The organism is Pseudarcicella hirudinis, from assembly GCF_900115665.1.
GTDB lineage: Bacteria > Bacteroidota > Bacteroidia > Cytophagales > Spirosomataceae > Pseudarcicella > Pseudarcicella hirudinis.
Genome location: NZ_FOXH01000010.1, coordinates 30,885 through 56,690, shown reverse-complemented (window position 1 = coordinate 56,690; position 25,806 = coordinate 30,885). Strand labels below are relative to the sequence as shown.

The window sequence follows — 25,806 nt, the reverse complement described above, 5'->3', positions numbered from 1 at the left end:
TTTATAGTTTTTAATATCATTTAGCAAGCGTTTTTTCTATAGTAATTCCAACACTTACTACGTCGGGTAAAGGATTTTGCCGCATATATTGTCTTACCTGAATTTTATATTGCCCTTTATGCGGGAATTTGAAATCTTTAAATGCCAGCACCTTATGATCATTGATGTCTCCCAGGCCATCTCCTGTTGGCTTTCCGGTGGTCGCATCTGAAAGAATCAGCTCATCAAGTTTTTGATGAATTACTTTATTTTTAGCATCGTACAGATAATGGGTAAGATACAAATTGTAATACGGATAGCTGGAATTATTTCTTACATTATAGAAAACGTTGTATGAAGATAAGGTATCCAAAACCTCAAAAGAAAAGACCGGGGCATCTTTTACAAACCATTTCCCGTCTTTGATATTGTAGTTTTCCTTCATCAGCGTCTTGTCATCACAGCTTTGTAAAGCGGCAAAACCAAGGAAAAGGAAATAAAAAAATACTCTTTTATTCATCGTTTCTAAACTAAACCTGTATTTAACAAAAACCTTCCTGAAAGGCTAAACGATCAGGAAGGTAAAATCTTATCAAAGACTAAAAGGTATTTTCCGTAAAGAATTAAGGTTTTGGTTCACTCGCAGTTCCACCTTCCTGCGGCGAACGATTGCGGTTATTATTCTTTTTGAAATTCTTCTTATTTTTCTGGCTGTTTTCCGGCCTTTCGGTTTTTGGCTGAGCATTTTGAGGCGCCTGGCCAGTCTGCGGTTGTTCTGCTACACCCTGAGCTGCCTGCTGTGGTTTTCCGGAATGTTTAGCAGCCGGATTATTTTGTTTCTGAGCATGTTGTTTAGGCTGATGAACCGGTTTTTCCTTTACAGCCTGTGGCTGGGGTTTCTCACGATTTGCCTTAACATTCTGATTTGACGCTGCTTCGGCCTTTTCAGGCTTACGTTTCTCTTTTTTATTATGGTTATTCGTATTGGGCTTTTTACCATTACTGTACTTTTTATCCATTCTGTCCAGATCGGAGTTTAAAGTAGCAGGGGTTTGCTTCTCAATTCTTGCTTCAAAAGCTTCCAACACTTCAAAAGATTCAGGAAAAACACCTTTTTTGTTTAATTCCATAACTTCATTAACCCTTGCAACAGCTACAGGAAACCAGTTAGATTCTTCTCCGGCATATCCAAACCACATAATTTTCTTGAAAATATCGGTCTTTTGCAGGATCGCTTCACCTTTCTGGGTTCTTAAACGGCCTTCTATAGTTGGAATACCTTTCAGCGCATCCATATAGGTTTCCAATTCATAATTCAGGCAGCATTTTAAACGCCCGCACTGTCCTGATAACTTAACCGGATTTAGCGAAAGATTCTGGTAGCGTGCTGCTGAAGTATTAACATTCTTAAAATCGGTAAGCCAGGTTGAACAGCACAACTCTCTTCCACATACTCCGATCCCGCCAATACGACCAGCTTCCTGGCGAAGGGAAATCTGTTTCATTTCCACCCGAACTTTAAATTCGGTAGCGAGTACTTTAATCAGTTCTCTGAAATCAACCCTTTCATCAGAAGAGTAGTAGAAAATAGCTTTGGTATTATCTGCCTGAAATTCTACATCTGAGAGCTTCATATTCAGTTTAATTTCAGAGATCAATTCCCGTGTTCTATACATGGTTGGCAGATCTCTTGCAATTGCCTGCTCATATTTCTCAATATCCTTGTCGTTTGCTCTCCGGTAAATAGTACGGATTTCTTCGTTATCCTTTATTCCTTTTTTAAGCAATTGAAGCCTTACCAACTCTCCCTGAAGTGATACAAACCCTAAATGGTGCCCGTTTGGAACATCAACAATAACAGGATCTCCGGCATGAAGTTCAAGCTGGTTGATATTACGGAAATACTCTTTCCTTCCTCCTTTAAATTTTACTTCTACAACATTGAATTTCTGAAAAGTCGGGATATCCATGTTTGACAACCAGTCAAACACATTCATTTTGTTACAACCTCCGGTTCCACAGGCACCGTTGTTTTGACAACCACCAACTTTATCACCTTTATTACTAGACCCACAGCTTCCTGTGGTACATGATTTACAGCCCATAATTTTAAAGTTATGAATTATGAGGGCTGGTAACTGAAAAGCTAAGCTTCAGGTAAAACTCCAATCTGTCCTTCAGGAAATAAATACCTTGATTAAACTTTCAATTTCTTTTTCTCACAATTCGACTATTGATATCTCAGAACATCCAGCCCGATATCTTTCCGATAGTATTTCCCTTCGAATTTGATATCCTGCGCTGCTTTCTGAGATTTTTGAATAGCTCTTTCCAGGGTATTTGATACACCTGTCAGTGCCATTACTCTGCCGCCGTTTGTTACGACCATTTTTCCGTCCTGAGTTGTTCCTGCATGAAATATATTGGCATCAACTACGGAATCATAGCCAGTAATAACGTCGCCTTTATTATAATCACCCGGATAACCTCCTGCTACAATAACAGTTGTCACCGCATGTTGTTTACTAACCACAAATTCCTCATTTGCAAGGGTACCATTTGCTGTAGCAAACATCAAAGACAAAAAGTCTGACTCAATTCTTGGCAAAACTACTTCTGTTTCAGGATCTCCCATTCTGGCATTATATTCAATTACCAGTGGTTCTCCTTCATGATTCATTAAGCCTATAAAAATAAATCCATTGTACTTAATTCCTTCTGATTTCAAACCGAAAAGAGTAGGTTTTACAATATCTTCTTCTACTTTCTTCAGAAATTTCTCAGTAGCAAAAGGAACTGGTGAGACAGCCCCCATACCTCCGGTATTCAAACCCTTATCTCCCTCTCCTATTCTTTTATAATCTTTAGCTTCAGGCAGAATTTTATAATTTTCACCATCGGTTAAAACGAAAACTGATAATTCTATTCCTGTTAAAAACTGTTCTATAACAACTTTACTACTTGCATCACCAAACTTGGCATCTACCAGCATCTCTTTCAATGTTGTCTGAGCCTCTTCCAGTGTAACAGCAATTATCACGCCTTTTCCTGCCGCCAGCCCATCTGCTTTCAAAACTATTGGTAAAGTATGGCTTTCCAGATAGGTTAATCCCTCTTCAATGGTATCCTTGGTAAAGGTTTTTGAAGCTGCAGTCGGAACGCCGTATTTTACCATGAAGTTTTTAGAGAAGTCTTTACTTCCTTCCAGCATGGCGCCATGTTCATCCGGACCAACCATCAGTACATGTTTCAGATCCTCACGGTTCTCAAAATAGTTTCTGATACCTTTTACTAATGGTTCTTCCGGTCCTACAATAACCAGATCAATACTATTTTCTAAAACAGCCGCTGCTATTGCCTCAAAATCATTATATCCGATTTTAAGATTAGTGGCAATCTGAGAAGTTCCGGCATTACCGGGTGCAACAAATAACTTTTCACAAAGAGGACTCTGAGTGATTTTCCATGCAAATGCGTGCTCACGCCCCCCAGATCCTAAAATTAATACATTCATCTATGTTCGTTCAACGATTGAATATCAACAACTTTTTAATTCGCTACTTCGCTCAGGAATTTAATTCTCATTAATCGTAATTCCTCTTCTGAAATATCTTCAATGTCACAATCGCGAAGAGCAATTGCAATATTATCCGTTTCCGCAGACATGAAATAGTCAAAAATCTCCTCCTGTTTATCCGGTTCAATTACCTGATTGATATAATAGTCGAGGTTAAGCTTTGTACCGGAATAACAGATATGCTCAATTTCTTCAATTATTTCAGCCATTGTAAGCTCCTTTTGCTCGGCAATGACATCCAGATCAACTTTCCGGTCAACCTGCTGAATAATATGAATCTTGATTTTCGACTTATTAACCGTTGATTTTACGACAACCTCTGTGGCAGTTTCTATCTCATTTTCCTCAACATATCTTGAGATCAGATCAATAAAAGGCCTTCCGAATTTAACAACTTTCCCCATACCAACACCGTTGATCTGGGCCATATCCTCACGTGTAATAGGATAAGTTGTTGCCATTTCTTCCAAAGAAGGATCCTGGAAAATGACATAAGGAGGCAGATTTTTCTCCTTCGCAATCTTTTTCCTTAAATTCTTCAGTAATTCGAATAATGCCTCATCATAAGCTTTTCCGCCTCCGGAAGCTGCTTTCTCATCGTCTTTATCATCCTCAATTGACTCATGCTCATAGTCATGATCTTTTGACAATGTAATCGGGAACGAGTCTTTAAGGAATGAACGGCCTTTTTCAGAAACTTTTACGATTCCGTAATTTTCAATATCTTTTTCAAGGAACCCTAAGATTGTAATCTGACGGATCAAAGAAACCCATTGATCTACAGGGTTTAATTCAGGTTCTTTTTTCTTTTTAGCTTTAGGAGCAGGTTTCGGTTTCGGAGCTTTTGAAATCGGATTTCCATCTTCATCCTCCTCATCTGAAAACTCTTCATCCTGTTCGTCATCATCATCTTCGTCCTCATCTTCATCCTCCTGTAATTTGAAGAAATTTTTACCTTTTCCGAAAATGTCCAGTTTATGATGTTCGTAGCTGGTGATATACTGATTTTTAACACCCATTAATACTTCTGCAAGGTGTTGTGCATCAAAACGCTCTCCCGTTAAATCTACTGCTCTGATTGCCAGGGCAACTTCCTCCTCAGCTTTATATTTCGGAGTAGGTTTCAGACAGTTATCACAAAATCCGCAATCCTGAGGAAAATATTCTCCAAAGTAATGTAGCAGTTGTCTTCTTCTGCAACTTCCCAGATTTGAATAAGAAACCATTTCATTCAAGAGCATTTTAGCATTGTCTCTTTCTGTAACAGTCTTATCCTTATTGAATTTATCCAGTTTAATAATATCTTCATGTGCGTAAAACATAATACAGTTACCTTCCAGGCCATCACGTCCGGCACGACCAGTTTCCTGATAATATCCTTCAAGTGATTTTGGTGTATCATAGTGTATTACGAAACGAACATCCGGTTTATCAATTCCCATACCGAAAGCAATGGTAGCAACCATTACTTCCACCTCTTCATTCAAAAATGCTTCCTGGTTAGCCATTCTTACGGAACCGTCCAGACCTGCGTGATATGGTAAAGCTTTGATACCATTCACATTCAGCAATTCGGCAACTTCTTCTACTTTTTTCCGGCTCAGGCAGTAAATAATACCCGCTTTTCCATGATTTGACTTGATATAGCGGATAATCTGCTTGTCAATATCTTTTTTCGCACGGATTTCGTAGTAAAGATTTTTACGGTTAAAAGAGGATTTGAATATGGTAGAGTCTTCCATATTCAGGTTTTTCTGAATATCCTGCTGAACTTTAGGGGTGGCTGTTGCTGTAAGGGCAATAATCGGAAGATTAGAATCAAGACTTTCTACAATACTCTTGATTCTTCTGTATTCAGGTCTGAAATCATGTCCCCATTCAGAAATACAATGAGCTTCATCAATAGCAACAAAGGATAATTTTGCCTGTTTAAGAAACTCAAGGTTATCTTCTTTGGTCAAAGATTCAGGAGCAATGTAAAGTAGTTTAACCTCTCCATTCAATACCTCGGTTTTAACTTTATTCATCTCTGTTTTATTCAGAGAAGAATTAAGGAACTGGGCATTTATCCCGAAGGCATTCATTTGATCTACCTGATTTTTCATCAGGGCTATCAAAGGCGATATAACGATAGCTGTGCCATCCATTGCAATGGCTGGCATCTGATAACACAAAGACTTTCCTGCCCCTGTAGGCATAATAACAAAGGTATTCTTTCCGTCAAGAGTATTCTGAATGATTTCCTCCTGTTCGCCACGGAATTGGCTAAACCCGAAAGTTTCTTTGAGCTTATCTTTTAATAAGTTGTTTGTCTCTTGGCTAACGCTCATTGCTTTACTAAACAATTTATTTGTTTTAGATTATGTTTGAACTTTATTTAAGTGGTTAAAATCAGATGTTTTAAAAACATCAAATCCTGAGAAATCTGAAAATAAGAATTAAATCCCGTCTGGTTCTTCAGGCTTCAGGATAGTATTGCCGTAAAAACCCTGGAAATTAAATTAATAAAACAAATAGTATTTCACATGAAATATTGTCAAATATTAAGTGTTTCTTACTAAAAATAAGAAAATTTAACTGTTTTTAAGGACTAAGGATAGTCATGAGCGACCCGTTAGTACTTAACCTTTCCTAACTTCACTATCTTTGCATTAAAAATAATCACAAAGCATCAATCAAACCATTTTCTAAAATTGAAATTAGTAAAAAATATTCAATCAACTGCAAAAAAAGTTTTGCACGAAGAGGCTGAAGCTATCTTAAAAATTTCAGAAAAGATAGATAATAATTTTGAAGCCTGTGTAAATCACTTACTTAACGCAAGAGGGCGTGTGGTGATAACCGGCGTTGGCAAATCAGCAATAATTGCTCAAAAAATTGTTGCAACTCTGAACTCAACCGGAACTCCTGCACTCTTTATGCACGCAGCTGACGCTATACACGGCGATTTGGGAATGATTCAGGATGGAGATTCTGTGATTTGTATCTCCAAATCAGGGGATACTCCTGAAATAAAAGTACTGGTTCCTCTTATCAAACGAACTGGTGCTAAGCTCATTGCAATGGTTTCTAATACAAATTCATATTTATGCAAACATTCTGACTTTATTCTGAATGCTTGTATAGATAAAGAAGCAGATTCTCTTGATCTGGCTCCTACAACCAGTACAACCGTTGCTTTAGCCCTTGGTGATGCACTGGCAGTTTGCCTCCTTGAATGCAGAGGCTTCAGCAGTCAGGACTTTGCGAAATATCATCCGGGTGGTGCTTTAGGGAAAAAACTCTACCTTAAAGTATCCGACCTCTACCCATTACACGAATTACCGATTATTCAGGAAAACTCAAGTATAAAAGAAGCTATTCTTGAAATCAGTTCCAAACGACTTGGGGCAACTGCGGTAGTTGATACCAATCAGGACTTAACAGGAATTATCACAGACGGAGATGTCAGAAGAATGCTGAATGAGCATGACACACTGATTGGTCTTTCAGCCAGAGATATTATGACGCCATCCCCCAAAACCATCAATGCCGATGCTTATGCTACGGAGGCGCTCCAGCTTATGCAATCAAAAAACATAACACAATTGATTGTTGTTGAACAAATGAAACCAAAAGGATTTGTTCACCTCCACGATCTGTTAAAAGAAGGTATTGTCTGATTTTTAATAAGCATGCAAAGAAGGAATGTGAAGAAAGACCATACTTATTTCTTCACATTCCAGCTTACATTATCTCATTCTGTCAGCAGATTTCACCAACATTTCATCTCTTCTGATAAAGCGGTTCGCGATCATATTAGACAATAATCCTGCCACGGCTGCAAAGAAACCTGTTTCATAATTTCCTTGATTTTCAGGCTCAAACATCGGTACTCCCTGCCTGAAAATCAAATAAAAACATAATCCCATCATTACTGCAATTACCAAAGAGTTTAACGTCCCTAAAAGCATCTGAAATACTCTTTTCTTAAATTGTGTAATAGAAAAAACAGCAATCGCCGCTGAGGCTAATGCCAATATTGTAATATAAATATTGTCTGTTGCCTTAACCGGGGCAGCTGCCTGGTTATATTCAAGTGCAAGCGCTGTCAGGCGTACACTTTCCCCTCCGGAAATACTCACTTTATGCCAGATAGGCATTGAGACTACTACTCCCATTGAGACGACAACCAGGGTTAAAAATAATGTCTGAATTCGTTGTAACATTGTTCTAAACACGGCTCTGGACCATGTAATTGGTGAAAATCAAATTTTTTGTCAAAAATACGCAACTTTCGGCTTAACAGCGAATTTCCTGTAAACTCCTTGCTGAAATTCCATACTTTATTCTCTGAGGAGCTGTTTACTTAATAAGATTTGCTGTAATTTTTGCCGACGAAAGACATAGCGGAATACCTCCTCCCGGATGCACACTTCCTCCTACAAAGTAAAGATTTTTCAGATTTGAGGAGAAATTGGCATGCCTTAAAAAAGCGGCAAACTTATTATTGGAAGAATTTCCATACAAAGCACCCTGACTTGAAGAAGTCCGAAGCTCAATCGTTCTGGGATCCAGAATTGATTCATTTTCAATAAATTTCTCAAAATCAACTTTCAGGATTCTCGAAATTTTACTGATTACATCATTTCTTGTCTTGTTGATAATATTATCCCAATCCTGCCCTTCATTTGCCGGAGCATTGATCAGAACAAACCAATTTTCACAGCCAGCCGGTGCATCGTCCGGTTTTAACTTGGAACTGATGTTAATATACACGGTCGGATCATCTGAAATCGATTTATGCTCAAACATCTTCTCAAATTCCTCCCGGTAATTATCGCTGAAAAGAATATTATGAAGACCCAATTCCGGAAATTGATTGCTGATACCCCAATAAAAAATAACGCCTGAACTACTTTTAGGCTGATTAAGCAATTTTTCAGGATGCTTCTGACCGGGTAATAATTTTCTGTATGTTTGGGTAACATCCATATTTGAAATAATTGCATCAAATATTTCTTCTTTGCCTGATTGTGTCATCAATCCTATGACTTTCCGGTTCCTGACTAAAATTTCATTGACTTTCGTATTGAAGAGAAACTTTATCCCTAACTCCTCAGCTAATTTCATTAAAGAATCAGTAATATCAATCATTCCTTTTTTAGGGAAAAAAGCACCGACATTGTACTCCAGATGAGGTATGATATTTAAAGTAGCAGGCGTTTTATATGGATCAGAGCCGTTATAGGTAGCATATCTGTTAAAAAGCTGCACCACTTTCGGGTTCCGGAATGTCTTTTCATTTGCCTGATTCATAGTATTAAAAATACCTAATTTTGGCAGATTCAGATATCCCCTGATAGCTTTCCCTGAAATCCATGTACTCAGTTTATGTAATGAATTCTGTAAAAAAAGACCATCAAGCAATTGATACTTAAAGGCACTTTCTTCCAGAAAATTAAGGATTTCTTGCTTTGATTCTCCTGTTTTCAGTTCAATTTCATCCGCAAATTCTTCCGGCTCAGCTTTAGCAACCAGGGTAGTTCCGTCTTCCCAGAAATAATGACAAATATCCGGCAATCTGATATATTGGAAATAATCTCCGGGATTTTTACCCGATAAAACAAACAATTCTTCCACTAAACCAGGTAAAGTAAATAATGAAGGACCGGCATCAAACCGATAACCATTCCGGGTAAAACTTGTCAGTTTTCCTCCGGGATAAGGATTAGACTCAAAGACCGTGACTTCAAATCCTTTATTTGCCAAACGTATTGCGGAGGCTATTCCACCAATTCCAGCTCCGATAACCGCTATTTTTTTATTCATCTTTCAATCAATTTCATATTATCATTCTCAGGCATTTCCGGCATTTTATCAAATATTAAGCATGTAAACCAAATAAACCAAACGATTGTAAATATGTTATAACAAACAAGTTAAAATCATTAAATAAAGCAAATAGTTTTCTAAAGCTGTAAATTCCGTATTTTTGTAAAAAATCAATTATGTACCATAGAATATACGCTGAAATAAATAAATCGGATTAAACTATGGTGCGAAGTAAACAATTTTATGCTAAGAACACATAACAACGGTGAGCTGCGTCTCGCCAATGTAAATCAAACAGTTACGCTTTGCGGATGGGTACAACGTATCCGCGATAAAGGCGGTATGATTTGGATTGACCTTCGTGACCGCTATGGCATTACGCAATTGATGCTCGAAGAAGGAAAAACTTCGAAAGAAGCCCTTGATATTGCCCGCTCTTTAGGTCGCGAATTTGTTATTTCCGCGACAGGACCAGTAGTTGAACGCCTTTCGAAAAATGATAAAATAGCTACTGGTGATGTAGAAGTTAAAATCGAATCTCTTTCGATTTTAAACCCTGCTAAATTGCCTCCTTTCCTCATTGAGGATGAGACAGACGGTGGTGATGATATCCGTATGAAATACAGATATCTTGACTTACGCCGTAATCCGGTAAGAGCTAATCTTCAGTTACGTCATCAGGTAGCAAGATTCACAAGACAATATCTTGACGATCAAAGCTTTATAGAAGTTGAAACGCCTGTTTTGATTAAATCAACTCCTGAAGGTGCAAGAGATTTCGTAGTACCTTCCAGAATGAATCCTGGAGAATTTTATGCTTTACCTCAATCTCCACAGACATTTAAGCAATTATTGATGGTTTCCGGATTTGACCGTTATTATCAGATTGTGAAATGTTTCAGAGATGAAGATCTTCGTGCCGACCGTCAACCGGAATTTACACAGATTGACTGTGAAATGTCTTTTATTGAGCAGGAAGATATTCTTCAGATGTTTGAAGGATTAGCCCGTCATTTGTTTAAACAGGTGAAAGGTATAGATCTGGAATCTGTTCCGAGAATGACCTATGCTAATGCCATGAAATATTATGGTTCTGATAAACCTGATACACGCTTCGAAATGAAGTTTGTGGAATTGAAAGGTGAAGAATCAGATTTAACTTCAGGAAAAGACTTTCAGGTTTTCGATAGCGCAGGTTTAGTTGTAGGTATCGCAGCAAAAGGATGTGCAGAATATACCCGCAAGCAGGTTGACGAGTTAACGGATTTTGTAAAACGTCCGCAGGTCGGAGCAAAAGGCCTTGTTACGGTAAGATACAATACGGATGGAAGCATCAAATCTTCCGTAGATAAATTCTATACCGAAGAAGATTTGAAAAAATGGGTTGCTGCATTTGATGCAGAACCCGGAGATTTATTATTGATTTTAAGCGGAGAAGGAGACAAAGTAAGAAAACAGTTAAATGAATTGCGTCTGGAAATGGGTTCGAGATTAGGCCTTCGCAATTCTGACAATTATTCTTGTTTATGGGTTGTTGATTTCCCTCTGCTTGAATACGGTGAGGAAGAGAATCGCTGGTTTGCAATGCACCATCCTTTCACCAGTCCGAAACCGGAAGATTTAGGATATCTTGAATCCGGAGATTTCGGCAAAATCAGAGCAAATGCATATGATTTGGTTATTAATGGTGTTGAAGTCGGCGGAGGATCTATTCGTATTTTCCAAAAGGACTTACAAGCTAAAATGTTTGAAGTACTGGGTTTTTCGGATGAAGAAGCTAAACATCAATTCGGCTTCCTGATGGATGCGTTTGAATATGGTGCTCCTCCTCATGGTGGACTTGCTTTTGGTTTTGACAGACTTTGCTCACTATTTGGTGGTTCAGATTCGATCAGAGATTTCATTGCATTTCCAAAAAATAATTCCGGTCGCGATGTGATGATTGACTCACCTTCAGCAATTGCAGATGCTCAGTTAAATGAACTTAAAATTAAGACTACTGTCTGATTTTTAAAATATCCTGTTTCAAGAAGTCGTGTTTTGTAAAATCAAAGCACGACTTTTTTATGCAGTTATAATTTCCGGTAAATGCAGGCTGAAACTCAATCCGAAAGCTGAGCCTGCTCACTTAAAAGTAGAGTCTGAAAGTTTTTGTTTAAGCTTAAAATATTGCGGTAAACTCCAATATAATATTTAACATAAGTCAACAAGAATGATTATCTTTTGTTAATAATTATTCTTTTTTTGACCGTTTAATATCTTTTTTCCTCATCTGACATACGACAATCCATATATTTCGTCTTAATTTGTAGTGTTACGAGAATGTTATGAAGGTATTTCATTAATGTTTTCTAACCAGATTTTACAATCGAAACCTCCTCTTTCAAACATCGTTTTTTCAAAACTTTGCTATTATTTTGATTATTCTGATTGAGTAATTTTTCAATTATTCATTTACCACAAACCTGGTTTAATCCTTACATTCTTATGATGCCATTTTTCCTGTACATTGATCCAAGCAGCGGAAGTATGCTTTTTCAAGCCATTATTGCAAGCGTTCTTGGCGGTCTGATGTTTTTCAAACAGTTAAAATTTAAGTTGACACACATTTTCTCAAAAAAAGAAGAACAAGCTGAAAAAGAAAATGTTGCAAATTAATCATCCCGGTTCTTTCAGAGACAATAGTGGATTTATTTTTAAAAACGAAGGAAAAAGCTATCGACAAATCAATAAGGTTTACAAAAAACATTACGATTTTCTTCTCTCTTCAGGTTTATACCAATCGCTGGTAGAAAAGCAATTACTTGTTCCTCATCGCGAGATTGGTCACATTGCCGAAGATTCTGATCCTTTATATAAAATCATTCTGCCTGAGCAGATAAAGTTCATTACATATCCGTATGGCTGGAGTTTCAGTATGCTCAAAGATGCAGCACTGCTGACCTTAAAAATTCAAAAACATGCACTCGAAAAAGGTATGGTTTTGAAGGATGCCAGTGCTTATAACGTTCAGTTCGTTGGGGCAAAACCAATGTTCATTGATACATTATCATTTGAGATTTACGATGGTGAAAGTGCCTGGAAAGCATACGGACAGTTTTGCAGACATTTTTTGGCACCGTTGGCTTTAATGAGTTATACTGATGTATCTTTAAACAAGCTGCTGATTTCCAACCTCGATGGCATTCCTTTGGAATTGGCCACCAGGATACTTCCACTGAAAAGTAAGTTTAATTTCAGCCTGTATATTCATCTTTTCCTTCATGCCAAGTCGCAAAAACGATCTCAAAATGACAGGAATACTCCTTCGGAAAAGAAAACTCAGATAAAGAGTCCTATTCACCGGATAACAGACCATTTGATATCAACTATTGAAGATCTTAAGTGGAAAGCCGCTGATACTGTTTGGGACAAGTATTACGATAAGTGGGTTGCTGATCAGTATTTTAATTCCAAGAATGAAGTTGTCGAAAGATTTATCAATCAGTCCGAAAAACACAGGACTTTACTGGATTTAGGAGCCAATGACGGAACCTTCAGTATTTTTGCTGCTAATAAATTCGGGGAAGTCTTGTCATTTGACATAGATCCTGCCTGCGTTGAACAGAACTATCTATTATTGAAGAGGAGATCTCTTCAGAACATTTTACCTCTGATAGTCGATTTTACAAATCCTGAACCATCAATTGGCTGGAATAATACAGAGAGAAACTCCCTGCTGGAAAGAATCGGAAAGGTTGACATGATTATGGCGCTTGCTGTAATTCATCATCTTTGCATTGGAAACAATATTCCTCTGGATTTTCTGGCCGGATTTTTCAGCAGACATTGTGATGAATTGATTATTGAATTCGTTCCTAAGTCAGACGAAAAGGTAAAAATGCTGCTTAAACATCGCGAAGATATCTTTGATGAATATACCCCGGAAACATTCCGTATCCTTTTCAGTAAGTATTTTGAAATAAAGGAGGAGATTATTCTGCGTCCAACAGAACGGATCCTGTTTTTTATGAAATTAAAAAATGAGTTTAATTGAAAGACTAAAAACCAGCTTAAGGGATAAATATATTCTGCATCCGGTATTGGTAATTATTTATTTCATTCTTCATAACACGATAGAGTTCGGAGACGAGGCATTCAGATGGTATGAGCCAGCAGGTAGTTTGGTTGTACTCCTCATTGTTACGTATCTGTTAGACAGACTTCTGTCAAGGTTTTTTAAAGATAAATTTAATTCAAGATACATTCTAACTTTTATCTTGGTAAGCATTTTGTTTTACCAGGACATTTTTTACTTTATTAAAAATTATTTTTTCTACAATCTTCGACATAGACACGTTCTTTCCTTCCTATTTCTAATTCTTATTAGTTTATTTTTTAAACTTAAGACAGTTACGAGCAGATTACCAAATCTGTTTCTAAACGTATTATTTCTGATTTACATAAGCATTGATATCATATCGCTTTTGGAAGGTAATAATTACTTTGGACAGAGAGATACCGCATTCTCTCACTCTGCAAAAAATACTTCAAAGAATCATCCGGATGTATATTTAATTCTCCTTGATGGTTATGCAAATAATAAATCCCTTGATAAATATTATAAGTACGATAATACGGCATTTACGGATTCTCTAAAGAAGCTGGGTTTCTATTTTGTGAAAAATTCCAGAAGCAATTACCCTTTTACAGTTCAGACTGTTTCTTCAATGCTTAATCTAGACTACCTGAAACCTACTCAAAAAAATGTTCCCAGGGAATTTCTGGAATATATCTATAATAATAAAGTAGTTTCACTATATGAAGATTATGGATATTCTATTCACAATCTTTCAGCTTTTCACTTTAAAAATTATCATTCGAAATACGTTTTGAAGTTTTTCATTAATAAAAGTAGTTTCGCATTTTTTCTGCTTTCAAAGTGTATTATATATGATATTATAAATAAAGGAGAGAAGGGAGAAGGCGTTACAAGAGAATTAAATATTCTGAAAGGTGTTAATTTTTTGGTTAAAAATGAAAATTCTACTACTCCTAAATTTGTTTATGCCCATCTTTTGCTTACTCACTCGCCTTTTTATCTGAATGATAAATATAAGGTTGATAAAACTATATATGCAGAAAGCCCATCTTTAACCGGCATCTTGCCTCTTGTTGATGATGACACTACAAATAATACTTTAGGCTCATCTAGAATAGATAGTACTAACAGCATTAATTATATAAACCATGTCAGGTTCACTAATATAAAAGCTCTTGAACTTTGCTCAAAGCTCACTAAAAGGAATTCGATTGTTATCCTATTAAGTGATCATGGGTCAAGAATGTTGAGTAATCCAATTTCTAATTATGAAGCTGTAAAAGAAAGATATATGAATTTTTGTGCTATTTATTACCCGGATGGAAAATATAACCATCTCTATGATTCGATTACACCTGTAAATGTAATACGACAGGTACTCAATAAGTCATTAGGAACTAAATTTTCTAATCTTGAGGATAAATCAGGTCTGGAAGTCAGGTAGGGTAGCAATAGTAAATAACATTATTTAATGATACTATCCACTTTTGGAAAATCCAGCTCTTCATAAATAGAATTATTACTAAGATATTCAGGGACAATACTTTTGATCTGAGAGACTAAATCTTTATTATTCCCTTCATATAAAAGTCTCTCCAATTCATCTGTAGCTATTTCCATTACAGCATGGCTGGGAGTAATAACTTTCGCTCTCATTATTTTCGGATGATGCGTAGAAAGGGTATTTTCATTATTATTTAATAATTCTTCATATAATTTCTCTCCTGGCCTTAATCCGGAAAACTCAATTCTAATATCCTTATCTAAACGCAAACCTGAAAGCGTTATCATTTTCTTGGCCAGATCTACAATTTTAACAGACTCTCCCATATCAAAAACGAAAACCTCGCCCCCTTGCCCCATTGTCCCGGCTTCCATGACGAGCTGGCAAGCTTCAGGAATTGTCATAAAATATCGGGTAATATCCGGATGAGTAACAGTCAACGGTCCTCCATTTTCAATCTGTTTCTTAAAAATCGGGATAACCGAACCATTGGATCCAAGTACATTTCCAAATCGTGTAGCTATAAATTTAGTACCTATTCCTCCAATATTGTTCAAACTTTGGGTGTACATTTCTGCCATGCGCTTTGTTGCACCCATAACATTAGTAGGATTCACTGCTTTGTCAGTGGAAACCATCACAAACTTGGCAACCCCAAATTCAACTGATAAATCTGCGACAATTTTAGTCCCTATTACATTAACCTTGGTAGCTTCATAGGGGTTGTTTTCCATTAAAGGTACATGTTTATAAGCTGCAGCATGAAAAACCATGTGAGGTTTTGTACTTCTAAAAACCCTCTTCATTCTGCTTCTATCTGAAACATTTGCTATAACTATCTGAACAGCAGTATTATTAGGGATATTTTTCTTGATCTCAAATTCCAGATCATATAAAGCAGACTCAGCCTGATCAAGAATAATAATCTTAGAAGGGTAATATTTCAATAACTGGCGTACAATTTCACTACCTATAGAGCCTGCTCCTCCAGTTACCATAATGACTTTCCCGGCTATATCCTTCGCAATAAGCTTATCATCAGTCTTTATAGAATCTCTTTCCAGCAAATCTTCAATTCTGATATTATGGATCTGATTTACAGAGAATTCTCCACCAACCCATTTCTCAACCGGTGGTAAAGCTTTAACAACAATGCCCTTTTCCAGAAAAACATCACTAATACGACGTTTGGCAAAAGAACTGATTTTCTTGATAGCAACAATAACCTCTACATTTTCATAATCAGGTCTTCTATTGAGTAACTTATTAATAGCATCCTGTTGTGAGTAAACTCTTATTCCCTCGATTGTTTTATCAATAAGAGAAGGATTATCATCAATAAAACCAATTATGTTATAACTTTTAAAATTATCATTCTGCAATAGATTTTTGGTTATCAGGCCAGAATAACCTGCTCCGTAGATCAAAACATCAGTAGTTATTTTAAAACTTGAAACAAGTGATTCGTAAACTGCTTTAACCAAAAACCTACTTGAAATCATCAGAAACAAGCAAATAAAATAATCAATAAGAAGGATAGAAAAAGGAACAAAGTAGCTCGTTTCAATCTCCATTACGTATCTGATGGTATATGAGGCAAATCCAGCTAAAAAACTGCTTAATGTAATGGCTTTAAAAATCAAAATAGCATCTTCGATACTAGAGTGACGTATAATGCCTGTGTAGGATCTGAAATAGAAGAAACAACCTAAGCGAATGTAAAGCAAAAAGAAGAAATGTTTTTTAAGTATTACAGCATCAATAAGTTGTATATTAAAATTTAGTCTTAAAAGCGTAGCAATAGCAAATGAAAAAAGAACAATAGCAATATCTACAGCCAAAATAAGCCATCGCGAAACAAATCTGTTTGAATATCTGCTTAGTAAATTTTGAGTAGCCATATCTTAGATATTTTACGAGGACGAAAAGATTTGAAGGTGGAACGCTGTATAATCTGATCGCTATGATTAATTAACTCCTTTGATCGAATTTAAATATTTGTGATACCCTTAATGTCTTTTATTAAAAGAAACCAATGCTTCCGGCAGATATTTTTAATATTAAAATTTACGCTAAAGTCTTCACTATTGTATAATAAAATATATATTGGAAAATCTTAAAGGAAGGGGTATTTAACCAAACAATTGTTCATTTTCTCTTCATTATGATTGTCGCAAAACAGGATGCTTATAAGTATTTATAAACTATAAACACATTATTTCATTTCCAACAATTCAGATGTTCAATACAAAAATTTCTAATCTTTGTGAACATTATACACAATTAAACTTACTTCACGATTCGAACTTAGATCATTAGAACAATAGTATCCTTTTACAAATGTAATCAACATTTTTTCACTTACTAAAGAAGTGAACCGAGTCTGTTAAAGCATTCTTTTATGATAAACCTAATTCAATTCGATATTTTTGAGATAGTAAATTCGTTGATCTCCTTTCCCTTCATTGTTTAGAGTAATAGCCTGATGTTTAAATTTTTTAATCTCATTTTTAGAAAATAACATCTCTTTGTTTGCAAAAATCTTTTTATGATAAGATACAAAATATGATTTATCAGAGCTTAAAGTAATTCCTTTTTTATACTGTTCACTTCCAATAAATTGAAATTCTGTTGAATCATCGACAATAGATTCTATATTAAAGTTATATTTTTTGCTTAAAAACGCCATACTATCATTTGTATGCAAAAAAATATGTCTTGGCGCATCCATTTGCACCCAATTTTGTTTATAAAAATCACAAGAATAGCTGTCAGCCACAGGTATTCTTATTATGCACAATCCATCTCTTTTTAGAAGTCTTTTAATATGGCTAAGCATTTCAAAAGGGTATTCTACATGTTCAAAACTATGATGTAACATAATGACATCAAACAAATTGCTCCCTTTAAAATCTTCTATTCTTCTTTTTAACAGTTGATAGTTGTTTTTAATTAAATCTTGTTTAAGATATGGGTCAATTCCAACTAAGTCTTTATATCCGCACCAAGCCAAAGCATCTACTAAACTTCCATCTCCGCAACCAACATCCAAAATTTTAGATGATTTTGAAACTTTCCCTTTTAGTGCACCTGCCCCACCATCCCGATGTTTTTTTGCCAATAGAAAATTGAAAAAGGACGAATGCCCAAGCGATTTTGAAACAGAATATCTTACAATCAGGCGTTTTACTTTTTCAAGTATATTTGAAACGTTATAAGTATTAAAACTATAGTATCTATTTGGGTATAAATTACTGGCATTATTTTCAGGATGTTCTATTTGCAAACAACCACAGCTATTACATTTGTAATATAAATACTCATTCCCTGTTCCAAACATCATTTCTTTTACTCGTAATCCCTTATCCGTAATTTTGCTACAACAAATTCTGCATTCCATTGCTAATCTTTTTTAATAATATCTATAACTATCCTGTTGTGATGCTAATCAGATAATACTTCCATAGATATAATACTTTACTTGCTGATTTATTAAGTATTAAGCAGTAACCGGAATAAGAACAGAATACGATTCCACAACATCTGGGAAATCTTATGCTGCACTTATTATTACTTAGAGACTAAAACTTTAACGGACTCTAAATTGGTTTCGTTTTAACTGATTTTCATAGAAATTATATACCTTCAGTAAGAATTGTTCTGTAATTACAATAACTTCAGGTAACATCCCTTTTTTTACAGAAAATACTCATGTCAATGAGTAAAGTAAAATCAAATTTATGAATAATCCTATATAAAGGATGATACGATTTATTATTCGGTAGTGTGCTGCTTCCTCTGAATAATTAGTATCAAAAAAAAACAGTTTATTACTCCTTAATAAGCTTTTTGAGGATGAACCTATCTCTTGTTGATTTTCCATTACACTTGAATCTTACCCTTTTAACTTCAATCAGATTCAAGCTATACAAATCCCCTCTTATCTTCCTTTTAAGAAGGATTTTTATCCACAAATATTATGACAATACATGCTTTATAACTTTTAATACCCTTTGTAAATCTTTAATAGTCAGATTTGACCCGGAGGGTAAACAAAGACCGCAATTAAATAGCTTTTCAGATACCTCATTCAAGTAAGATGGGTATTTATCGAATATTGGTTGTAAATGCAACGGCTTCCAAAGAGGCCTGGATTCAATATTCTCTTTTTCCAATGCCAGTCTGAGTATCTCTCTCTGTTCATAATTTTCAAGAACAATACATGATAACCAACGGTTAGAATAATACCCTTCCGCTTCTGTCAGGAAGCTGACTTTTGAAACATCAGAAAGGTTCTCATAATAAAAATTATAATTTTTCCGGCGTTGTTCGACTCTTTCCTGAATAACCTCCATTTGTCCGCGTCCAATACCAGCAGATATATTACTCATTCTATAATTATATCCAACATGAGAGTGCTGATAATGAGGAGCATTATCTCTTGCCTGAGTAGCCAGGAAGCGTGTATGTTTTATAAAGCTTTCATCATCAGAAAGTAATGCACCTCCTCCGGAAGTCGTAATGATTTTGTTACCATTGAATGAAAGCACACCTACTGTCCCCAATGTTCCTAAAGCTTTTCCTTTATAAGTAGAGCCCAATCCTTCGGCAGCATCCTCAATCACCGGAATATTATAATGATTTGCAATGGCCATCAACTCATCCATCTGTGCCGGCATACCGTACAAATGAACAAGAATTATGGCCTTCAGATTCCCTCCTTTTGATATCCGGTCTTTAATAGCTTTTTCCAATAACTGCGGTGACATATTCCATGTTAATTCCTCACTATCGACAAAAACAGGAACAGCTCCTTGATAAAGGATCGGATTAGCTGAAGCAGAAAAAGTAAACGAAGAACATATTACTTCATCTCCGGCCTGAACACCTAGTTGAATTAATGCAAGATGAATAGCACTGGTACCGGAAACCAATGCAGCTGCATATTTCATTCCGGTGTAGGAGCAAAGATCATTCTCAAAATTATCTACATTAGGTCCAAGAGGGGCGATCCAGTTCGTCTCAAAAGCCTCATTAACGTATTTTATTTCATTTCCACCCATGTGTGGAGATGATAGCCAGATTTTAGTGCTCACTTAATTTATTATATTTTATAATTTTACCAGGATTACCAACAACAACTGCATAATCAGGTACATTCTTAACAATAACAGCACCTGCTCCAATGGTAGCCCACCTTCCAATGCTAATACCTTGAATTACTATTGCTCCAGCTCCAATGTGAGTGCCTTCTCCAATCGATACACCTCCACAAATACAGGCATTTGGAGAAATATGTACAAAGTCTTCTATTTTACAATCATGATCGACAGAAGAGTTTGTGTTAAGAATTACATGTCGCCCCAATTGAGTCCCTCTCTGTACAACAGAACGATGCAGTAATACAGACCCTTCACCAATAGAAACCGTCTTATCACAGATAGAAGAAGTATGAATACTTATCCCGAAAGCATGTTTAACTTGTTTGGAAATTTTCTTTCTAATGTCATTATATCCAATACTGATTATCAGTTTTGAATTAATAAATTTTTCAGCAGAATATTGCCCGAAAACTTCATAACCATCTAAGTCTTTAATTAACGGATTGTCATCAAAAACACCTTCTATTTCGACTTTTTCTGATTCTAAACAACTGCAAATAACCTTTGCATGACCGCTTGCACCGTATAATATCATAGTTCTATATTTCCTCTAAAAGGCTCAACTGTAGCTTTTCCATTCTGACTTATACCTTCAGATTTGAATACTTTTAAAAATGTAGAGTAGAGAATTTTAATATCTAAACCCAAACTTATATTATCAACATACCATATATCAAACTCAAACTTTTGTTGCCAGTCTATTGTATTCCGACCATTTACCTGAGCCCAACCGGTAATCCCAGGTCTTACTTCATGACGTCTTCTCTGTTCCTGGTTATAAAGTTTTAAATATTCGACTAATAAAGGCCTGGGACCAACTAAAGACATCTCCCCTTTCAAAACATTAATTAATTGGGGAAGCTCATCAATCGAGGTTTTCCTGACTATCTTTCCAATAGGAGTAAGCCTTTCTCCGTCAGGTAACAATGTACCATCTGCATTTCTCTTATCGTTCATCGTCTTGAACTTTATTATATTAAAGTTCTTTTCTTTTCTCCCAGGACGTGTTTGAATGAAAAGGGCTTTTCCTTCATTGACAATAAAAAGCAAGACAAAAACCAGCAGCAAAACAGGAGAAACCAATATTAGAACTAATGAAGATATTAGTATATCAATTAACCTTTTAACAAGTAATTTGTAAAGCATGAACAGATATTATTTTATTACTGGCTTCTTTTATTCAATAAGGATTCCAACTCAAGTTTCATATAATTCCACACGACATTTTCACTATACTTCTCACGTATATTTTTTTGACTTTTGGAAGAAAATGTATTTCTTAACTCCTCTGAATTATACATTCGCTCCATTGCATTATATATTGCATCAATATCCCTAACCGGTACAAGAAGACCACATTCTTCATTTATGACAATTTCATTACATCCATTAATATCACTTAATATCAAGGGTAACCCCATACATCCTGCTTCCAAAACAACCCCTGGAAGTCCCTCTCTGTAACTTGGAAAAACAAGAACGTCAGATAAATCATAGTAAATCCTTACATCTTTTTGAAAACCTACATGCAAGATTGCCTGATGATTAAGAATAGCCTCTTTCGTTTCCGGTAAAAGAGGGTCAAGCTCTTCTTCAAAAGTACCAACTATAAGTAATTTATTTTTAACGTACTTTTGCTGAAAAGTAACAAACGCAGAAACAAGTTCATTAATTCCTTTATCTCCTACAACACGACCAACGAAAATCCAGACAAAGTCATTGTTATTAATCTTTATGCTTTCCCTCAATGATTGGGATTGCATTGAAAGTGCATTATTTTTAGAGAAAAAATCGATATTAACACCATTGGTTGCACCATTTCCGACGACTCTGATTTTAGAAGATTTAGATATGTTCTCAATTATAAAATCTTTTAATCCGAAAGAATTTGGGAAGACATTTGTAGAAAAAAAATAATTTAACCTTTCTATATTACTTAATAAGGTTCTTAATACTCCTCTTTTATTCATTAATGGCAATCCAACTACAAATGTTAATCTTAATGGTACTCCGGCTAAAAAACCAGCTATTGCCCCAATCATGTTTGCCTTTGGCGTATATGTCATTACCACATCAGGTTTCAATTTTCTAAACAAGCGGTATGTCTTCCATATAGCACAAATATCTTTAAAAGGGGTAATCTTTCTTGTTAATGGCAGAGAATAGAACTTTGAATTGGCTTCCTGTTCTAATTTATTAATATCGGATTCATTAGTGATTGCACAACCCATCATTGTATCAAACCCATTCATCCCTAAAAACCTAATCTGATCTTTTAAAAACCCTTCTATCGATTCCTGGACAGTTGTCAAAAAAAACAACTTTGGTTTTACTGGAGGCATTCCTTTATTTATTATATAATAACTAAATGAAACAATAACTTATCTTTTAGACAATACTATATTTATTTGTATTATTCACTAAATGTCACTTCGTTTAGAAACTAAACATTTTTTAAAAGTATCTACATATTTCTCTACGTTTGATTCTACTGAATAGAGATGTTTAATCGTTCTAATATTTTTCTTACCCACTTCTAAATACTTTTCCCGGTTTAAATACATCTCCTTAAATGCATCTACCCACTCTTCTTTTTTTGCAGCAAACAAATTTCCATTCCCATTATCAATTTTGACATTTGCCTCAAGTGGTGTAGAAATTGTCGCCAGACCACAAGCCATATATTGAACAAGCTTGAATCCACATTTTCCTTGTTCAAAAGATTGTTCCGGAAGTGGCATAACGCCAACACTAAACTTACACATCTCTTCAATTTCCGTCTCACTATTCCACTTAATTAATTTAACCGGGATTCTTTTATCAAATTCATTGATAAGGTTTTCATCAAAACCGATCAAATGTATCTCACATTCAATTTCCAAGAAGAAATCCAGTAAAGCATCTTTTATTTCTAATAAATGTTTGGATGTTGTTTTAGAACCAATCCATCCAATTACAAATTTCTCTTTATTACTATTTACCAATCTACGTTGCTGGTATCTTTGAAAATTAATCGATGTAGGTATTTCAATAACATTTTTGCTATATTTCATAGCAAAATTTGTCAAATACGGGCTTCCACAAATAACGTATTCAGCATTCTTTATCACATTTGAAATCTTATTCTGAAAAAAGAATCTGACTAACTTACTTCTACTCTTATCATAATTATGAAAAATTGCATCATCATAGTCTACTATATACTTTATACCTAAAAGTTTAAATAGAATAATAAAATCAGGCATGAATGGAAAGAATTCTTTCTCAAGAAAAATTAAATCATAATCTCTTCTCTTAAGTAGTATTTTGAGAAACCTCTTAAGGTAAGCATAAGCTAGCTTCAAGTTAATATTATTATTCCCATTATAGAGATTACTTATATATTCATCATCCAATAAAGGTAAAACTGTGAATTCTATATCCTCTGATCCGAAGAGCTGAAGGTATTGGTATATCCTATATCTACTACTTGGCCCTGATATTGAATATTTAGGCAAAAAAAGAATTCTCATTAATTAAAAACACGTTTTAAATAAAGCATTTTATAGCCGGAAAAAGTCATTTTAATATCCCTGAAATTGAAATTAATAATGTGTAAAAAACATCTGAAAAATGGTTCTACTCCAAAAACTATGCATTTCAATATAAAATAATCAAACTTACTAAAATGCTTCTTCCCATAGCATAATAATGAATCCAGTGTATAAAATAGACGCTCAGCCTTAACTTTTTTCGAGGTTCCGCCAGTTTCATGATAGATTTCTATATCAGCATTAAAATAGACAATCCCGCCTTGTTTTTTGACTCTATAAGACAAATCCAGATCTTCAAAATAAACGAAAAATTGTTCATCAAAAGAATTGAGCTTCACCAGTTTCTCCCTCGTTATTAAATAGTATGACCCCATTACGTGATCAACTTCCCTTGAGCTATTATGATCCCATCCTGTCATATGATAATCAGGGAAAATCTGAGGCAGAACTTTTGACAATCCTACTAATTTGTTGAAGTAATTAGACCGGGAAATGAAATTAGCACAAGTCCGTAAGGTATTTCCGAATTCATCCACCTGTCTGCATCCCAGAACTGTGACTTTTAGATTTTTTTGTAAAAAATCTAAAGAATTGGCGATTGTATCTTTTCTTACTTCAGCATCTGGGTTTAAGAACAGAATATATTTGCCATTACCAGCTTTTACTCCCTGATTACAGGCAGCACCAAAACCTCTATTCTTCTCATTATAAACTATTTTTATTTTTTTATCTTTTGGTATCCTCAATAGCGAATCATCAGTTGAAGCATTATCTACAATAATAATATTTAGACTAATATCATTTAAATCTGAATTAAATATTGAAACAATACACTTGGATAATAACTCTCCGGAGTTCCAATTTACGATAATGATATCTAACATGATACTTTTAAATTTTTACTGCGATTATAAAAATAGACATAGCTTATAAAATATGCCCATTGGAACTCAATTGATTCAAGATATGGGTTACTAAATGATGATATACAAATTGAAAACATTCCAAAATAAAAAAAGATGTCATAGGAATTCAGCATCTTCATTCTATATAACCTAATATAACGTACGGTTGAAATTAAAAATGGGTAAGAATAGATTAATAATCCTATTATCCCTACTCTGAAAAGAGTTGCAATCGGTAATATTTCATAACGCCATACATAGTCATCATTCCTTGATAAATCTACTCCAACTCCGTGCCCGGAACCTAAAAAATAATTATCATATACCCCTTTCATTAATGCTTTAAATTGCATGGGTCTTTCATCTCCTCCTCCACCGGAAATGATATGATCATATGCGTAAGTAATTGCATTTATCAAAGATATCTCAAATACATTCTCAATTATTAAAAATATTAAGTCAATGATTACTAAATATATTATTACAGAAACAATGTGTTTCAGTTTTATACTTTTAACAGTTGATAGAATAGTACCTATTAATCCTATAGCTAATGACATCGAAAGCGCAGCTCTACCAGCGATAAAGGTAATAACTACAAAAAAAATGAGTATTATTAAATATTTGTAATTGAACCTGTCAAAAACTATTGCCCAAAATCCAGAAAAAATAAATATAAAAGATCCGTAAACATGGAATTTTATTAACACTACACCATCTTCATTTATATTTACATTGGGATCATCAATAAACAATGCCACAATATCCTTAAACCCATTTAAAAAAAGCCACAAACATAATAAAACAGTCAATGATCCAAGTATTGCCGCTAGTATTATAAAATTGACGATAACCCTGGTCTTATATCTCTCGAATATATAGTCAAGCCAAAAGATCCAAAAAAATGGAAAAACGATATATATTACTATTGATTGAATTAAGGATACCTCAAATGCTGTTGCATTTGGATAACCAACAATAATGTAAACTATTGTAACTATAGTTCCAGCCAAATATATCACTAAAAATTCCTTAGGAATATTTCTTAAATTAAGCAATACGGATAAGACCGCAGGTAAAAAAAAAGGATATTTATATTCTCTGAATGAATTCGGGAAAGCAAGAATACCTAAGGCAAGAATGCAAATACATACAACATTAATTGTATGCAGAAGCGAAAACTTAAAAGATGTTCTTATTAAAAACATGATATTTAAATAGAATTAATTACTAATCATACCCTTATTCTAT

Annotated in this window: 20 protein-coding genes; 5 read left to right on the top strand and 15 right to left on the bottom strand. The window is 34.9% G+C overall.

All coding sequences use genetic code 11. The features are described from left to right. Nucleotides 1–16: 16 nt before the first annotated feature. From BM179_RS16470 to BM179_RS16455, 4 genes are all read right to left on the bottom strand, one after another. Nucleotides 17–499, bottom strand: a complete 483-nt coding sequence (locus tag BM179_RS16470) for a gliding motility lipoprotein GldH (RefSeq protein WP_092018258.1) — start codon at nucleotides 497–499, stop codon at nucleotides 17–19. A 103-nt stretch (nucleotides 500–602) separates the two neighbouring features. Beyond that, on the bottom strand, nucleotides 603–2,084 hold the full coding sequence (locus BM179_RS16465; protein ID WP_092018257.1) for a regulatory iron-sulfur-containing complex subunit RicT: 1,482 nt from the start codon (nucleotides 2,082–2,084) through the stop codon (nucleotides 603–605). A 125-nt stretch (nucleotides 2,085–2,209) separates the two neighbouring features. Further along, the gene (purD, locus tag BM179_RS16460) at nucleotides 2,210–3,493 is read right to left on the bottom strand and encodes a phosphoribosylamine--glycine ligase (RefSeq protein WP_092018256.1); all 1,284 of its coding nucleotides are present in this window, start codon (nucleotides 3,491–3,493) and stop codon (nucleotides 2,210–2,212) included. A gap of 35 nt (nucleotides 3,494–3,528) precedes the next feature. After that, the gene (locus tag BM179_RS16455; RefSeq protein ID WP_092018255.1) at nucleotides 3,529–5,886 is read right to left on the bottom strand and encodes a RecQ family ATP-dependent DNA helicase; all 2,358 of its coding nucleotides are present in this window, start codon (nucleotides 5,884–5,886) and stop codon (nucleotides 3,529–3,531) included. A 363-nt stretch (nucleotides 5,887–6,249) separates the two neighbouring features. On the opposite strand from BM179_RS16455, the gene BM179_RS16450 reads away from it, so the two are divergent. Beyond that, nucleotides 6,250–7,218, top strand: coding sequence for a KpsF/GutQ family sugar-phosphate isomerase (locus BM179_RS16450; protein WP_092018254.1), 969 nt, complete (start codon nucleotides 6,250–6,252; stop codon nucleotides 7,216–7,218). Nucleotides 7,219–7,287: 69 nt separating this feature from the next. Here the strand turns inward: BM179_RS16450 and BM179_RS16445 are convergent, their stop codons facing one another. Further along, on the bottom strand, nucleotides 7,288–7,764 hold the full coding sequence (locus tag BM179_RS16445) for a DUF4293 domain-containing protein (protein ID WP_092018253.1): 477 nt from the start codon (nucleotides 7,762–7,764) through the stop codon (nucleotides 7,288–7,290). 136 nt (nucleotides 7,765–7,900) lie between these two features. After that, nucleotides 7,901–9,367 (bottom strand): 1-hydroxycarotenoid 3,4-desaturase CrtD, encoded by a 1,467-nt coding sequence (gene crtD, locus BM179_RS16440; RefSeq protein WP_092018252.1) that lies wholly within the window; start codon nucleotides 9,365–9,367, stop codon nucleotides 7,901–7,903. Nucleotides 9,368–9,613: 246 nt separating this feature from the next. Between crtD and aspS the strand changes: the two genes are divergently transcribed. The 4 genes from aspS to BM179_RS16420 all read left to right on the top strand — a co-directional run bounded on the left by aspS (nucleotide 9,614) and on the right by BM179_RS16420 (nucleotide 14,895). Continuing rightward, nucleotides 9,614–11,377, top strand: a complete 1,764-nt coding sequence (aspS, locus tag BM179_RS16435) for an aspartate--tRNA ligase (RefSeq protein WP_092018251.1) — start codon at nucleotides 9,614–9,616, stop codon at nucleotides 11,375–11,377. A 480-nt stretch (nucleotides 11,378–11,857) separates the two neighbouring features. Further along, nucleotides 11,858–12,028: a hypothetical protein gene (locus tag BM179_RS25370; RefSeq protein ID WP_177219429.1), complete on the top strand. Its 171-nt coding sequence runs from the start codon at nucleotides 11,858–11,860 to the stop codon at nucleotides 12,026–12,028. Then, nucleotides 12,015–13,406 carry a class I SAM-dependent methyltransferase gene (locus BM179_RS16425; protein ID WP_092018249.1) on the top strand — a complete coding sequence of 464 codons (1,392 nt, stop codon included), beginning with the start codon at nucleotides 12,015–12,017 and terminating at the stop codon, nucleotides 13,404–13,406. Before BM179_RS25370 ends, BM179_RS16425 begins: the two co-directional genes overlap by 14 nt. Further along, the gene (locus BM179_RS16420) at nucleotides 13,393–14,895 is read left to right on the top strand and encodes a sulfatase-like hydrolase/transferase (protein ID WP_092018248.1); all 1,503 of its coding nucleotides are present in this window, start codon (nucleotides 13,393–13,395) and stop codon (nucleotides 14,893–14,895) included. Before BM179_RS16425 ends, BM179_RS16420 begins: the two co-directional genes overlap by 14 nt. A 20-nt stretch (nucleotides 14,896–14,915) precedes the next feature. On the opposite strand, the gene BM179_RS16415 is transcribed toward BM179_RS16420, so the two are convergent. From BM179_RS16415 to BM179_RS16375, 9 genes are all read right to left on the bottom strand, one after another. Beyond that, nucleotides 14,916–16,856 carry a polysaccharide biosynthesis protein gene (locus BM179_RS16415; RefSeq protein ID WP_092018247.1) on the bottom strand — a complete coding sequence of 647 codons (1,941 nt, stop codon included), beginning with the start codon at nucleotides 16,854–16,856 and terminating at the stop codon, nucleotides 14,916–14,918. A 509-nt stretch (nucleotides 16,857–17,365) separates the two neighbouring features. Beyond that, nucleotides 17,366–18,355: a class I SAM-dependent methyltransferase gene (locus BM179_RS16410; protein WP_092018246.1), complete on the bottom strand. Its 990-nt coding sequence runs from the start codon at nucleotides 18,353–18,355 to the stop codon at nucleotides 17,366–17,368. 577 nt (nucleotides 18,356–18,932) lie between these two features. After that, the gene (locus BM179_RS16405; protein ID WP_092018245.1) at nucleotides 18,933–20,051 is read right to left on the bottom strand and encodes a DegT/DnrJ/EryC1/StrS family aminotransferase; all 1,119 of its coding nucleotides are present in this window, start codon (nucleotides 20,049–20,051) and stop codon (nucleotides 18,933–18,935) included. Further along, entirely contained in the window at nucleotides 20,041–20,652 is a 612-nt protein-coding gene (locus BM179_RS16400) for an acetyltransferase (RefSeq protein WP_092018244.1), read from the bottom strand. The genes BM179_RS16405 and BM179_RS16400 overlap by 11 nt, the downstream gene beginning before the upstream one ends. Beyond that, entirely contained in the window at nucleotides 20,649–21,263 is a 615-nt protein-coding gene (locus BM179_RS16395; RefSeq protein WP_092018243.1) for a sugar transferase, read from the bottom strand. Before BM179_RS16395 ends, BM179_RS16400 begins: the two co-directional genes overlap by 4 nt. A gap of 17 nt (nucleotides 21,264–21,280) precedes the next feature. After that, nucleotides 21,281–22,459 (bottom strand): glycosyltransferase family 4 protein, encoded by a 1,179-nt coding sequence (locus tag BM179_RS16390; protein WP_092018242.1) that lies wholly within the window; start codon nucleotides 22,457–22,459, stop codon nucleotides 21,281–21,283. A 78-nt stretch (nucleotides 22,460–22,537) separates the two neighbouring features. Continuing rightward, the gene (locus BM179_RS16385; protein ID WP_092018241.1) at nucleotides 22,538–23,629 is read right to left on the bottom strand and encodes a glycosyltransferase family 4 protein; all 1,092 of its coding nucleotides are present in this window, start codon (nucleotides 23,627–23,629) and stop codon (nucleotides 22,538–22,540) included. Beyond that, nucleotides 23,629–24,534 carry a glycosyltransferase family 2 protein gene (locus BM179_RS16380; protein ID WP_092018240.1) on the bottom strand — a complete coding sequence of 302 codons (906 nt, stop codon included), beginning with the start codon at nucleotides 24,532–24,534 and terminating at the stop codon, nucleotides 23,629–23,631. The genes BM179_RS16385 and BM179_RS16380 overlap by 1 nt, the downstream gene beginning before the upstream one ends. After that, nucleotides 24,528–25,763, bottom strand: coding sequence for a hypothetical protein (locus BM179_RS16375; RefSeq protein WP_092018239.1), 1,236 nt, complete (start codon nucleotides 25,761–25,763; stop codon nucleotides 24,528–24,530). The genes BM179_RS16380 and BM179_RS16375 overlap by 7 nt, the downstream gene beginning before the upstream one ends. Nucleotides 25,764–25,806: the final 43 nt, after the last annotated feature.

What these genes read in the sequence shown, in the direction of transcription:
- BM179_RS16420 (WP_092018248.1), top strand. Translation starts at nt 13,393, where the DNA reads ATGAGTTTAATTGAAAGACTAAAAACCAGCTTAAGGGATAAATATATT.
- BM179_RS16410 (WP_092018246.1), bottom strand. Translation starts at nt 18,355, where the DNA reads ATGGAATGCAGAATTTGTTGTAGCAAAATTACGGATAAGGGATTACGA.
- BM179_RS16380 (WP_092018240.1), bottom strand. Translation starts at nt 24,534, where the DNA reads ATGTTAGATATCATTATCGTAAATTGGAACTCCGGAGAGTTATTATCC.
- BM179_RS16375 (WP_092018239.1), bottom strand. Translation starts at nt 25,763, where the DNA reads ATGTTTTTAATAAGAACATCTTTTAAGTTTTCGCTTCTGCATACAATT.
- BM179_RS25370 (WP_177219429.1), top strand. Translation starts at nt 11,858, where the DNA reads ATGATGCCATTTTTCCTGTACATTGATCCAAGCAGCGGAAGTATGCTT.
- aspS (WP_092018251.1), top strand. Translation starts at nt 9,614, where the DNA reads ATGCTAAGAACACATAACAACGGTGAGCTGCGTCTCGCCAATGTAAAT.
- BM179_RS16390 (WP_092018242.1), bottom strand. Translation starts at nt 22,459, where the DNA reads ATGCCTCCAGTAAAACCAAAGTTGTTTTTTTTGACAACTGTCCAGGAA.
- BM179_RS16400 (WP_092018244.1), bottom strand. Translation starts at nt 20,652, where the DNA reads ATGATATTATACGGTGCAAGCGGTCATGCAAAGGTTATTTGCAGTTGT.
- BM179_RS16425 (WP_092018249.1), top strand. Translation starts at nt 12,015, where the DNA reads ATGTTGCAAATTAATCATCCCGGTTCTTTCAGAGACAATAGTGGATTT.
- BM179_RS16455 (WP_092018255.1), bottom strand. Translation starts at nt 5,886, where the DNA reads ATGAGCGTTAGCCAAGAGACAAACAACTTATTAAAAGATAAGCTCAAA.
- BM179_RS16445 (WP_092018253.1), bottom strand. Translation starts at nt 7,764, where the DNA reads ATGTTACAACGAATTCAGACATTATTTTTAACCCTGGTTGTCGTCTCA.
- BM179_RS16465 (WP_092018257.1), bottom strand. Translation starts at nt 2,084, where the DNA reads ATGGGCTGTAAATCATGTACCACAGGAAGCTGTGGGTCTAGTAATAAA.
- purD (WP_092018256.1), bottom strand. Translation starts at nt 3,493, where the DNA reads ATGAATGTATTAATTTTAGGATCTGGGGGGCGTGAGCACGCATTTGCA.
- BM179_RS16415 (WP_092018247.1), bottom strand. Translation starts at nt 16,856, where the DNA reads ATGGCTACTCAAAATTTACTAAGCAGATATTCAAACAGATTTGTTTCG.
- BM179_RS16385 (WP_092018241.1), bottom strand. Translation starts at nt 23,629, where the DNA reads ATGAGAATTCTTTTTTTGCCTAAATATTCAATATCAGGGCCAAGTAGT.
- crtD (WP_092018252.1), bottom strand. Translation starts at nt 9,367, where the DNA reads ATGAATAAAAAAATAGCGGTTATCGGAGCTGGAATTGGTGGAATAGCC.
- BM179_RS16395 (WP_092018243.1), bottom strand. Translation starts at nt 21,263, where the DNA reads ATGCTTTACAAATTACTTGTTAAAAGGTTAATTGATATACTAATATCT.
- BM179_RS16470 (WP_092018258.1), bottom strand. Translation starts at nt 499, where the DNA reads ATGAATAAAAGAGTATTTTTTTATTTCCTTTTCCTTGGTTTTGCCGCT.